Origin of the sequence: Micromonospora matsumotoense (assembly GCF_050951065.1) — a bacterium.
GTDB lineage: Bacteria > Actinomycetota > Actinomycetes > Mycobacteriales > Micromonosporaceae > Micromonospora > Micromonospora matsumotoensis.
Genome location: NZ_CP192025.1, coordinates 499,581 through 511,069, shown reverse-complemented (window position 1 = coordinate 511,069; position 11,489 = coordinate 499,581). Strand labels below are relative to the sequence as shown.

At 73.1% G+C, this 11,489-nt stretch carries 13 protein-coding genes; 3 read left to right on the top strand and 10 right to left on the bottom strand.

Annotated features, from left to right (window positions below; all coding sequences use genetic code 11):
- Nucleotides 1-175: 175 nt before the first annotated feature.
- The 5 genes from ACQP1S_RS02485 to ACQP1S_RS02465 form a co-directional block, all read right to left on the bottom strand.
- Entirely contained in the window at nt 176-778 is a 603-nt protein-coding gene (locus ACQP1S_RS02485; RefSeq protein ID WP_176738945.1) for a hypothetical protein, read from the bottom strand.
- A complete protein-coding gene (locus tag ACQP1S_RS02480; RefSeq protein ID WP_432902500.1) occupies nt 769-1,311 on the bottom strand; it encodes a hypothetical protein in 543 nt (180 codons plus the stop codon). The genes ACQP1S_RS02485 and ACQP1S_RS02480 overlap by 10 nt, the downstream gene beginning before the upstream one ends.
- 107 nt (nt 1,312-1,418) lie before the next feature.
- Complete coding sequence (locus ACQP1S_RS02475) at nt 1,419-3,806, bottom strand: sodium-translocating pyrophosphatase (RefSeq protein WP_432902498.1); 2,388 nt, start codon at nt 3,804-3,806, stop codon at nt 1,419-1,421.
- A 315-nt stretch (nt 3,807-4,121) separates the two neighbouring features.
- Nucleotides 4,122-4,559: an ATP-binding protein gene (locus ACQP1S_RS02470; protein ID WP_091244524.1), complete on the bottom strand. Its 438-nt coding sequence runs from the start codon at nt 4,557-4,559 to the stop codon at nt 4,122-4,124.
- Nucleotides 4,556-4,912, bottom strand: coding sequence for an STAS domain-containing protein (locus tag ACQP1S_RS02465; RefSeq protein WP_091244521.1), 357 nt, complete (start codon nt 4,910-4,912; stop codon nt 4,556-4,558). The genes ACQP1S_RS02470 and ACQP1S_RS02465 overlap by 4 nt, the downstream gene beginning before the upstream one ends.
- A 132-nt stretch (nt 4,913-5,044) precedes the next feature.
- On the opposite strand from ACQP1S_RS02465, the gene ACQP1S_RS02460 reads away from it, so the two are divergent.
- From ACQP1S_RS02460 to ACQP1S_RS02450, 3 genes are all read left to right on the top strand, one after another.
- Nucleotides 5,045-7,570 carry a DEAD/DEAH box helicase gene (locus ACQP1S_RS02460; protein WP_432902496.1) on the top strand — a complete coding sequence of 842 codons (2,526 nt, stop codon included), beginning with the start codon at nt 5,045-5,047 and terminating at the stop codon, nt 7,568-7,570.
- Between the two features lie 165 nt (nt 7,571-7,735).
- Nucleotides 7,736-7,942 (top strand): hypothetical protein, encoded by a 207-nt coding sequence (locus tag ACQP1S_RS02455; protein ID WP_357773432.1) that lies wholly within the window; start codon nt 7,736-7,738, stop codon nt 7,940-7,942.
- 46 nt (nt 7,943-7,988) lie between these two features.
- Nucleotides 7,989-8,567, top strand: coding sequence for a hypothetical protein (locus tag ACQP1S_RS02450; RefSeq protein ID WP_357888187.1), 579 nt, complete (start codon nt 7,989-7,991; stop codon nt 8,565-8,567).
- A 96-nt stretch (nt 8,568-8,663) separates the two neighbouring features.
- On the opposite strand, the gene ACQP1S_RS02445 is transcribed toward ACQP1S_RS02450, so the two are convergent.
- The 5 genes from ACQP1S_RS02445 to ACQP1S_RS02425 form a co-directional block, all read right to left on the bottom strand.
- Nucleotides 8,664-8,984 (bottom strand): Rv3654c family TadE-like protein, encoded by a 321-nt coding sequence (locus tag ACQP1S_RS02445; RefSeq protein ID WP_091245265.1) that lies wholly within the window; start codon nt 8,982-8,984, stop codon nt 8,664-8,666.
- A gap of 167 nt (nt 8,985-9,151) precedes the next feature.
- A complete protein-coding gene (locus ACQP1S_RS02440) occupies nt 9,152-9,565 on the bottom strand; it encodes a TadE family type IV pilus minor pilin (protein WP_432902493.1) in 414 nt (137 codons plus the stop codon).
- Nucleotides 9,562-9,741, bottom strand: a complete 180-nt coding sequence (locus ACQP1S_RS02435) for a DUF4244 domain-containing protein (RefSeq protein WP_091244508.1) — start codon at nt 9,739-9,741, stop codon at nt 9,562-9,564. The genes ACQP1S_RS02440 and ACQP1S_RS02435 overlap by 4 nt, the downstream gene beginning before the upstream one ends.
- 51 nt (nt 9,742-9,792) lie before the next feature.
- Nucleotides 9,793-10,518, bottom strand: coding sequence for a type II secretion system F family protein (locus ACQP1S_RS02430; protein WP_432902491.1), 726 nt, complete (start codon nt 10,516-10,518; stop codon nt 9,793-9,795).
- Nucleotides 10,518-11,468, bottom strand: a complete 951-nt coding sequence (locus tag ACQP1S_RS02425; RefSeq protein ID WP_432902489.1) for a hypothetical protein — start codon at nt 11,466-11,468, stop codon at nt 10,518-10,520. Before ACQP1S_RS02425 ends, ACQP1S_RS02430 begins: the two co-directional genes overlap by 1 nt.
- Nucleotides 11,469-11,489: the final 21 nt, after the last annotated feature.

Genomic DNA, 11,489 nt, shown 5'->3' with positions numbered 1-11,489 from the left:
GGACGGCGCCACCGTACACCGTGGGTAGGCCCCCAAGTGGGCCACGGTGACGATGACGGCCCCCCGACCTGGGCAAATCCCGCTGTTCACGGAGTGAGACGGCCGGCGCACTGTCCGCAACACTGTCCGCGATCGGACACTTGGCGGCCTCGGCTGCTCGCCTCCCGGGGGCCGGTCACGGCCAGAGCTGGGTGGGGGCGGTGGACGGGCGGTCGCCGACCAGCTCGGCGAGCCGGGCCAGCCGCCGCCCGCCGATCCGGAACGCCGGACCACCCGCCTCCGCCTCCAGCAGCGCCGCCGGCAGGCCCACCACGGCGAGCGCCGCCCGCACCACCGGCCACCACGGCTCGTCCCGGGGGTGCAGGCGCAGCAGCAGACCGGCGTCGTCGGCCGCCCCCGCGGCGGCCAGCCACAGGCGCAGCCGCCGGCCGTGCAGATGGAAGTGCGTCGGTGGGCGCTTCACCCCGCCGGCCAGCCAGGCCGTCGCCAGCGGAGCAAGAGTCGTCAGATACGAGGTACGCACGACGTAGCGCTGGTCCCCCGTCGGCTCCCAGCCCGCCGCGAGCCCCCGCCTGGCCAACTCGGCGACGAGCACGTGCACCCGCCAGGCCGCATCGACCTCGACGGACAACCGGGCGGTACGGCCCATCCGGTGCACCTCCCCCGGGCCGGCCAACAGCCCGGACAGATCGGCGACGGACGGATCGGCCGCCTCGGTGCCGAACAGCGACAACTGACGCACCGGCTCTCCGGGCGGGTCGGCACGACTCAGCGACACTCCGGGACCTCGTCGAAGGCCTGCTTGAGTTCCTCCGAGTTGAGCCGCCCGGTGTCCAGCGCGCTCGCGTCGTACTCCTTGTTGAGCTTGTCCACCGCCGCCTGGACACCGTCGTAGAACGCGGTGGCCTGCCCGGTGTCCAGGGCGTCGATGGTGTCCCCGGCGCGCCCGTAGGCGTCCCTGATCTTCTCCAGCGAGGTCCGGAAGCCCTTCGACACCTCGTCGCCGTGGTCGGTCTCCGGGATGCCCGCGTCGGCGATCCGGCGGCGGGCCGTCTCGCTCGCCTGCTCGGCACCGGCGAAGAGCCGCACCAGGTTCTCCTTCGCCTGTGCCGGGGTGGTCTGGGCGGTCATCTGCTGGTGGGTGCTGCTGGTGAGCTTGCTGATCTCGGCCCGCCACGGGGTGAGCGCCTCACAGACCGAGGCCGCCCAGGCCCGCGGGCTGGGACCCCCACCACAGCCGGCGACGACGAGTACGAGCGTGGTGACCACCACCGTGAGCTTCCCGGCGGCACTCGCCCGACGCGTACGCATGCGATGCAGCGTACGGCCTCGGGGCGATTGCGCCAGCGGTCAGGATTCCCGCTCGCCGCCCGGCACGGCGGGCCCCCGGGACGACCGGGGACCCGCGGTGCCGTCACTCAGACGTTGGCCGGTTCGACCTGTTTCGGATCGTTGCCCGCGCCGGTGCCCCCACCGTCCGGGGTGGAGTCCATCACGACGCCCTTGCGCTTGCTGAACACCACCGCCGCGACCACGATCAGGGTGGCGGCCGCCGCGATCGTCAGGCGCAGCGGGGTGTTCCGGTCGTCACCGACGCTCCAGGCCACCACGGCCGGCGCGATCAGCAGCGAGACCAGGTTCATCACCTTGATCAGCGGGTTGATCGCCGGGCCGGCGGTGTCCTTGAACGGGTCACCGACGGTGTCCCCGATGACCGTCGCCTCGTGCGACTCGGAGCCCTTGCCGCCGTACGCGCCGTCCTCGACGAGCTTCTTGGCGTTGTCCCAGGCTCCACCGGAGTTGGACAGGAAGACCGCCATCAGGGTGCCCGCCCCGATCGCCCCGGCGAGGTAGGAGGCCAGCGCGCCCGGCCCGAGGCCGAAGCCGACCGCGATCGGGGCGAGGATGGCCAGCAGGCCGGGGGTCATCAGCTCGCGCTGCGCGTCCCGGGTGCAGATGTCGACGACCTTGCCGTACTCGGGACGCTGGGTGCCGTCCATGATCCCGGGCAGTTCGCGGAACTGCCGGCGGACCTCCATCACGACCGCGCCGGCCGAGCGGGACACCGCGTTGATGGCCAGCCCGGAGAAGAGGAAGACCACCGCCGCGCCGATGATCAGGCCGACCAGGTTGCGCGGGTTGGCGACGTTGAGCGCGTTGAGGATCTCGGTGCCGACGTCACCCACGCCCGCGTCGGAGTAGGCGGTGCGCAGCGTGTCGGTGTACGAGCCGAACAGCGCGGTGGCCGCGAGCACGGCGGTGGCGATCGCGATGCCCTTGGTGATCGCCTTGGTGGTGTTACCGACCGCGTCCAGCTCGGTGAGGATCTTCGCGCCGTCGGCGTCGATGTCGCCGGACATCTCGGCCACGCCCTGCGCGTTGTCGGAGATCGGGCCGAAGGTGTCCATCGCGACGATCACGCCGACGGTGGTAAGCAAACCGGTGCCGGCCAGCGCCACCGCGAACAGCGACAGGGTGATGGAGCCGCCGCCGAGCAGGAACGCGCCGAAGACCCCGGCAGCGATCAGCAGCGCCGAGTAGACCGCGGACTCCAGGCCGACGCTGATGCCGGCGAGGATGACGGTGGCGGCACCGGTCTGCGAGCTCTTGCCGATGTCCTGGACCGGGCGGCGGGTGGTCTCGGTGAAGTAGCCGGTCAGCGCCTGGATCGCGGCGGCCAGCCCGATGCCGATGACGACCGCGGCGATGGTCACCCCGCGCGGGCCGAGCGGCGGGTCGCCGCCGTCCACGCCGAGGCTGGTCCGCCACTCGGGGCCGAGCAGGTCGGCCCAGGTCGGCTGGAGGTAGAAGTAGGAGGCGATCGCGACCAGCACCGCGGAGAACAGGGCGGAGAGATAGAAGGCCCGGTTGATGGCGGTGAGGCCGTTGCGGTCGGAGGCGCGCAGCCGGGTGATGAAGACCCCGACGATCGCCACCAGGACGCCGATCGTCGAGATGATCAGCGGGAGGACCAGGCCGTCCTCGCCGAACGCGGCGCGGCCGAGGATCAGCGCGGCGACCAGCGTCACCGCGTACGACTCGAAGAGGTCGGCGGCCATGCCGGCGCAGTCGCCGACGTTGTCGCCCACGTTGTCGGCGATGGTGGCGGCGTTGCGCGGGTCGTCCTCGGGGATGCCCTGCTCCACCTTGCCGACCAGGTCGGCACCGACGTCGGCGGCCTTGGTGAAGATGCCGCCGCCGACCCGCATGAACATGGCGAGCAGGGCGGCGCCGAAGCCGAAGCCCTCCAGCACGGTCGGTGCGTCGCCCTTGAAGAAGACGACCACCATGGCCGCGCCGAACAGGCCGAGCCCGACGGTGAGGAAGCCGACCACACCACCGGTGCGGAAGGCGATCTTCATGGCGGCTTCCCGGCCGCCGACCGCCTCCCGGGCCGCCGCGGCGACCCGTAGGTTGGCGCGGGTGGCCAGCCACATGCCGGCACCGCCGATGAACGCGCTGAACAGGGCGCCGACCACGAAGAACGCCGATCGGCCGATCTTCACCGCCAGTTCGCTGCCGTCGGTGTCGTGCACCGGCAGCAGGAAGAGCAGCACGACGGCGACGACCACGAAGATCGCCAACGTCCTGAACTGCCGGAGCAGATAGGCGGAGGCGCCCTCCTGCACCGCGCCGGAGATCTCCTGCATGTTGGTGGTGCCCTTACCGGCTGCCAGCACGGCCTTGGTCAAGGCGGCGGCGAAGACGAGTGCCACCAGCGCGATGACCGCGGCGATGACGACGTACGTCAGGTTCTCTCCGGTGAGGGACAGCGCGCCGCTATCGGCGGCCAAGATCCCGGACATCTATGTCCTCCTGTACCGAACACTGTCGCGCCGGCCAGTGGACGTATGGCCGACGCCTGGATGCGGTGGCGCACCTGCTCCGACCCGCCCCGACGGCAGATGATCAACATCTATGTTCGCTGGCTGCGGGAAGAATCACGTGCTGACAACCCACAGACTGTAGCCCTGGCCAGTGTTGGAGGTCACACCTGGGGGACGCCGTGTCCGGATGATCTCCGTAACTGTGTTATGAGGAAAAATCTGATATAGGAGGCCATCAACACCACGAGGCGGCGACCCACCAAGGGTCACCGCCTCATGTACGGAAAGTAGCGATCAGCGGCCGACCGGCCACACCATCCGGACCTCGGTCCCGACGCCCTCGGCCACCGGGCGGACCTGGAGGTCCTCCACGAAACCGGCGAGCAGCGCGAAGCCCACCCCCGTGGTCAGCGCCTCGTCGGTCAACGCCTCGTTGGCCAACTCGTCGGCGTTCAACGCGGCCAGACCCAGCCCCGCCTCGATCGGCGCCCGGTCCACCACCCGCACCGAATACGCTCCGGAGTCGGACATCTCCACCAGGACCGGATCGGCCAGCCCGTACTGGTGGTGCAGGGCGACCGCCCGGGTGCACGCCTCACCGATGGCCAACCGCACCTCGTCGAGCAGATCCTCCCGGACCCCGGCCCGACGGGCCACCGCGACACCGACCAGGCGGGCGGTGCGCACGTGCACCGGCGCCGGCGAGAAGGAGAGCCGGACCGTCGCCATCACGCGCCGGGGGCGGTGGGGTCGGCGGAGATCGCCGCGTCCACCGTCGGGTGCAGGGGGAAGACCTGGTCCAGAGCGGTGATCCGGAAGATCTTCAGCAGCGGCTCCTTGTCGCAGACCAGGGCGAACGACCCTCCGGCCGAGCGCAGCCGCTTCAGGGCACCGACCAGCACGCCCAGACCCGTGGAGTCGAGGAAGTCCACCCGTCCCAGGTCGACGACCACCCGTCGGGCGCCACCGTCGATCAACTCCAGGAGCCGTTCGCGCAGTCGGGGTGCGGTGTAGACGTCCACCTCACCACCGACCTCGAGCACCGTGTGCTCCCCCACGGTGCGGGTCGCCAGCGCCAGCTCCATCAGTCCTCCTCCGAGAGCCGTAAACTCTCCTGGGCATCTAACCATCCCCGCCGGACGGCCCGGCGAGGTCACCGGTGAGGGCTCCCCCATACCCACCGGCCCGGTTGTTCAGCACCGAACACCAGTGCGAGAGTGCAGGACGTGAACCCCGCAGCCACCGCGACCGCAGGCCCCGGCACCGGGCGAGGCCCGGCCGAGCTGCTGCGCAGGCTGCGCGCCCGGCACCGGGCCGACCCGGTCACCCACGTCGAGCGGGTGCCGGCCCGCGCCGGGCAGCAGGCGCCCTGGCCGCAGTGGGCCCCCGAGGAGCTCCGGGCGGCGTTCGCCCGACGCGGCGTACTCGCCCCGTGGCGGCACCAGGCCGAGGCCGCCGAGCTGGCGTACGCCGGGCAGCACGTCGTGGTGGCCACCGGCACCGCGTCCGGCAAGTCCCTGGCGTACCAACTTCCGGCGCTGGCCACGCTGCTCGCCGACCCCCGGGCCACGGTGCTCTACCTGGCCCCCACCAAGGCGCTGGCCGCCGACCAGCTCCGCGCCGTCGCCGGCCTGGACCTGGAAGGGGTACGCCCCGCCTGCTACGACGGGGACACCCCGCGCACCGAACGGGAGTGGATCCGCCGGCACTCCCGGTTCGTGCTCACCAACCCGGACATGCTGCACCACGGCATCCTCCCCGGGCACCCGCACTGGTCGGGGTTCCTGCGCCGGCTGACCTACGTGATCGTCGACGAGTGCCACACCTACCGGGGCGTCTTCGGCTCGCACGTGGCGCACGTGCTGCGTCGGCTGCGCCGCCGGTGCGACCAGTTCGGGCGTACCCCCGGCTTCCTGCTGGCCTCGGCGACGTCGGGCGATCCGGCGGTGACCGCCGGGCGGCTCACCGGCCTGCCGGTCACCGCCGTCACCGAGGACACCTCGCCGCGCGGCGGGGTCACCTTCGCGCTCTGGGAGCCGCCGCTGCTGCCGCCCCCGGCCGACGCCGTCGCCGTCGCCGACGACCTGACCCAGGTCCGCCGGTCGGCCCTGCGGGAGACCGCCGACCTGCTCGCCGACACCGTCGCCGAGGGGGTACGCACGCTCGCCTTCGTCCGGTCCCGACGCGGCGCGGAGGTGGTCGCCGCGAACGCCCGACGGGCCCTGGACGAGGCGGTGCCCGGCCTCGGCGACCGGGTGGCCGCCTACCGGGCCGGCTACCTGCGCGAGGAACGCCGGGAACTGGAACGGGCCCTGCTGCACGGCGACCTGCTGGGGCTGGCCTCCACCAACGCGCTGGAGCTCGGCGTCGACCTGGTCGGGCTGGACGCGGTGCTGATCTGCGGCTGGCCCGGCACCCGGGCGTCGCTCTGGCAGCAGGCCGGCCGGGCCGGACGCTCCGGCGACGAGGCGCTCGCCGTGCTGGTGGCCCGGGACGACCCGCTCGACACCTACCTGGTGCACCACCCGGAGGCGTTGTTCGGCCGGCCCGTCGAGGCGACGGTGCTCGACCCGGCCAACCCGTACGTGCTCACCCCGCAGCTCGCCTGCGCCGCCGCCGAGTCCCCGCTCACCCCGGCCGACCTGGAACTCTTCGGCGACGGGGCGAAGGAGGCAGTCGACCACCTGGTCCAGGCCGGCGACCTGCGGCAGCGGCCCACCGGCTGGTACTGGCGGCACCGGGAACGACCCGAGGTGGACCTGCGCGGTCAGGGTGGGGCACCGGTCTGCGTGGTGGAGGCGTCCACCGGGCGGCTGCTCGGCACCGTCGACGGCGGCTCGGCGCATTTCCTCGTCCACCCCGGGGCGGTCTATCTCCACCAGGGCGTCTCGTACGTGGTCGACGCGCTGGACCTCGACGACGGGTGCGCGCTGGTGCACGCCGAGGAACCCGACTGGTCCACCCACGCCCGGGACGTCACCTCGCTCTCCGTGGTGTCGGTCCGCTCCTACCGGGACGCCGGGCCGGTCGGGCTCTTCCTCGGCGAGGTGGACGTGACCAGCCAGGTGGTCTCCTACCAGCGCCGCCGGATCGCCTCCGGCGAGGTGATCGACACCCGACCGTTGGACCTGCCGGCCCGGGAGCTGCGGACCGTCGCGGTCTGGTTCACGCTCTCCCCGCAGTCGCTGGCGGCGGCCGGCGTCGAGGCGGCGGACGTGCCGGGTGCCCTGCACGCCGCCGAGCACGCCGGGATCGGGCTGCTGCCCCTGATGGCCACCTGCGACCGGTGGGACATCGGCGGGCTGTCCACCGCCCTGCACCCGGACACCGAGGCGCCCACGGTGTTCGTCTACGACGGCCACCCCGGCGGGGCCGGCTTCGCCGAGCGGGCCTACCGGACGGCGGCGGCCTGGCTGGGCGCCACCCGGGACGCCATCGTCGAGTGCGGCTGCGAGTCGGGGTGCCCCTCCTGCGTGCAGTCCCCCAAGTGCGGCAACGGCAACAACCCGCTGTCCAAGCCGGGCGCGGTCCGGGTCCTCGACGTGGTCCTGACCAACCTCCCCAGCGGGATGCCCGTCCCCACCCCACCAGCTCCCACCCAATCGGTTCTTGCCCAGCCGACTCCTGCCCAGCCGACTCTTGCCCAACCTGCTCCCACCCAGCCGGCTCCCACCCAGCCGGCTCCCGCCCAGCAGGCTCCTGCCCAGCCCACCTCTGCCCAGCCGGCTTCTGTCGACCGGTAGCGGGGTCCGGTCGACGGTCGCTCGGGTGTCGTCCGATCCGAGTTCGAGGATCGCGCTTGAGTCGGGGGACAACTGGGCATTGATGCATGGGAGCGCTTCCATTGATAATGGGGAGTGCCGCCTCACCGCCGACCCTGCCGTTCTTCCCGCCCTGGAGGAGAAGCCGTGGCCGACACCATCGCCGAGACCGTCGACCTGCTCTACACCATCGACCAGGACAATCTCACCCCTGACCAGCTGATCGCGCTGGGTGCCGCCCTGGCCAGCCTGGCCCAGGCGGAACGCCTGGACCAGATCAACGAGCGGCTGCGGGGCATCCACCAGGTGCTCAACACCTGGGCACTCAAGGCGGCCGCCGACGGCGGGCGTTGACTGTCGGGTTGTGCGAGACTCCGGCGCACCCTTCGGAGGAGTTCTCATGCAGCTAGACAGTTTGCAGACGCAGCACCAGTTCCACGTCCGGCAGCGGATCCGGATGATGGTCAACCAGTACGAGGTCCGGGCGGTGGCTGCCGACGGCACCGAGGGCGAGTTGTTGGCGTTCGCGCAGCAGAAGCGACTCGCCTTCAAGGAGCAGGTCACCATCTACACAGACGACTCGAAGCAGCACCCGCTGCTCGGCTTCAAGGCCCGTCAACGGCTCGACCTCGGTGCCACGTACGACGTGACCGACCACGCCGGCACACCGATCGGGTTGTTCCGCAAGGACTTCGCCCAGTCCCTGCTCCGCTCGACCTGGCACGTCGAGCAGGCCGGCCTGCCGCAGATCACCGGCCAGGAGCGCAGCATGCCGGTGGCGCTGCTGCGCCGGTTCGTCGACTCGCTGTCGTGGCTGCCGTACCACTTCGACTTCACCGCCGGCGGTCAGCCGGTGTTTTCCGTGATCAAGAAGTGGGGGCTGCGGGACCGCTACGTCGTCGAGGTGCCGCACCCGCAGATCGACCGGCGGCTGGTGATCGCCATGGCGATCGGCCTGGACGCGCTCCAGGGTCGCTGAGCCACCGGCTGTCCCGGGGGCGTGTCTTCTGCCGCAGCCCCGGGACGGCCGTCGTTCGGCTCCACCGGGATTCGTGGCGGGCCGTTCTTCTGGCGTTCAGCCACGGACCGGTCCGGCGCGGGCGGTGGCGGTGGCGAACCGCCGGAGTCCCGGCAGCGGGCTGACCGCCACCTCGACCGTCACCACCACATCGAGCCCGTCCACCTGGCAGGTGATCATTCGGGCGGCGTTGGCGCGGACGAACTCGTCGGCGGTCGCGCAGGCCGGCGCGGCACCCTGCCACACCTGACCGGCCCCCGCCAGCGCCCCGAAGTCGGCGCCGACCCGGGCCTGGTGCCGGGCCAGGCGGGCCGCGCCGATCGCCGCCCCGAACCCCCCGACCAGCACGAAGACCATGCCGATGGCGAGCAACAGCACCGTGGCCCCACCCCGATCCGAGGTGTGCTCCCCGGCGCGGTCCGAGACACCGTTCCCGGCGCGGTCCGAGGCACGGTCCCCGGCCCAGCCTGAGACACGGTTCCCGGCGCGCTCCGAGACACGGTCCCCGGCGCGGTCCGAGGCGCGGTCGGGCCGGCAGGCGTGGCTCACGAGCCGGTTCCCGGTGCTCCCGATGCCGGTGAGCCGGCCCCCGGTACGTCCGGTGCAGGTGAACCGGGTTCGAGCGCGGCGACCGTGCTGGCCTCTACGGTCAGCCGGGGCAGCTGGGCCCCGAGCGCCCGGACGGGAGCACGGACCGTCGCGGTGACCCGGTCCCCCTGCACCGAGATCGAGACGACCGCCGCCTCGGGTGCTATCCGGGTGCCCGCGCTGGTGCCGTCCCCGCCCCGGGCGGCGGCGAGCGCCGCCTCCCGGGCCGCGTCCAGGCAGGTCGCCTTCGTGGTGACCGCGTCCACGGCGGTGAGCCCGGCGAACAGGAGCACGAGCAGCGCCGGCAGGCCGGCCGCCAGTTCGGCGGTGAACGAACCCCGGTCCCGACCGGCCGGCCGGCGCGGTCTCACTTCAACGCCCGATCGATGACGGCCGTCAGGGCCGACTGCACGTTGCCCGAGGTGAGCACCTTGAGCAGGATGCCGGCGAAGGCCACGGCCGCGAGGGTGCCCACGGCGTACTCGGCGGTGTTCATCCCCGCGTCGCCGCGCAGCCGGGTGTGGAGCCGGCGGAGGAGTTTGCGCATCTGTCGTTTCCCTTTCTCGATGAGGGTTCACAGCACGTTCTCGATGAGGGTTCACAGCACGTCGCCGAGGACGGCGACGATCACCGGCACGAGGCCGGCGAGAATGAAGGCCGGCAGGAAGCACAGGCCCAGCGGCAGCACGATCAGCACGCCGGCCCGTCGGGCGGATGCCTCCGCCGCCGTGGAGCGATCGGCCCGAAGGTCGTCGGCGACGCGGGTGAGGGCACCGGCCAGCGCCGCACCGCTGCGGGAGGAGCGCAGCGCGGCACCCACCACCCGGTCCGCCCCGGGCACCGGAGCGAGGTGTACCCACGCTTCGGGCGGCTCCCCGCCGAGCAGCAGCGTCCGCCCGATCCGGCCGAACCGGACCGCCAGTGGGCCGTCCAGCGCGTCGGCCACCGCGAGCACCGACCGGTCCACCGGTGCACCCGCCCGCATGGCCGCTGCCAGCAGGTCGGCAGCCAGCGGCAGGTCGGCGGCCTCCCGCAACCGGCTCTCCCGGACAGCGCGCGGTTCGATCCGACGGAGCAGCCGATCCGCCACCAAGGTGGTCAGTGCCCCGCCCAGTGCTCCGGACCAGCCGCCGGTCAGCAGCAGGACCGCCAGACCCGCCAGCGCGGCGCCGAGCCGTACCCGGTCCGGCCACCAGCCCGGCCGGCGGCTGCCCGTCCGCCGGCCGGTCAGGACCTCCCACCTCCGGCCGGCCCGGTTGCCGCGCACCACGATCAGCAGGGCGGCCACGACCAGGCAACCGGCTGACACACTCGCCGGTGACATCAGCCGCCCTCACCCGGTGTGGCGCCCAGCCGCTCGGCCCAGAGCAGGCCGCCGGCCTGGAGGCCCATCGCGACGAGGGCGCACGCGGCGCCTACCGGGGTGTGCAGCAACACCGCCAGCGGGTCGACACCGATGCCGTAGCCGAGGGCGACACCACCGAGCGGAAGCGCAGCCAGCAGCAGCGCGGTGGCGTTGGCGCCCGCCGACTGGGCGGCGGCAGCGGCCATTCCCCGGTCGAACGCCCGCGCGTCGGCCTCGACCCGTTCGAGAAGCTCGGCCAGTGGTGCTCCGGTCCGGTCCGCGAGCCGGACCGCCGCGCGAGCCAACCGTTCGAGCCGGTCCGTCCCGGCCGGATCGCCGTTCGGTCCGCCGGAGCCGCGCCTCGGGCTCGGGCTCGGGCTCGGGCTCGGGCTCGGTAGACCTTCGCCTGACCGGGATGCCGTGGGAAGACGCACCTGAGTGCCGATACCGACGCCATGGTCGGTGGCGAGCGCGCAGTCGGCGTCCAGAGAGCCGCCGGCAGTCACCGGGGCCGGCACGGTCGCGGTCCGGCCGGTGCCGGTCAGGCCATCCGCGCCCGCCGGGGCATCGACCCGGTCGAGCGTCGGGACGGGCAGACCGGCACGCAGATCGGCGGCGAACGCCCCGAGCCGGTCCAATTGGCGGCGGCGCTCCTGGCCGACCTGCCCCGCTGCCCGCCTGCGGTGCACGGCGCGGGCCCCGAGCATCCCGTAGCCGGCCAGGAGCGCGGCGGCGACCGGCCCGGCGGCGACGCCACCCGCACCCGCTCCCACCAGCCCGACCAGCAGCACGGCCCGTCGTGGACGACCGGACGCCCGCCACCGCAACGAACCTCCACCGGTTGCCGACCGGTCGACGGCTGCGGGCGCCTGCCGGACCGGATCACCGCCGGCCGCACCGGCCGGCTGCCCGGCCTCCGCCGGACTCACGGGGCCGCGCCACCCGAGGAG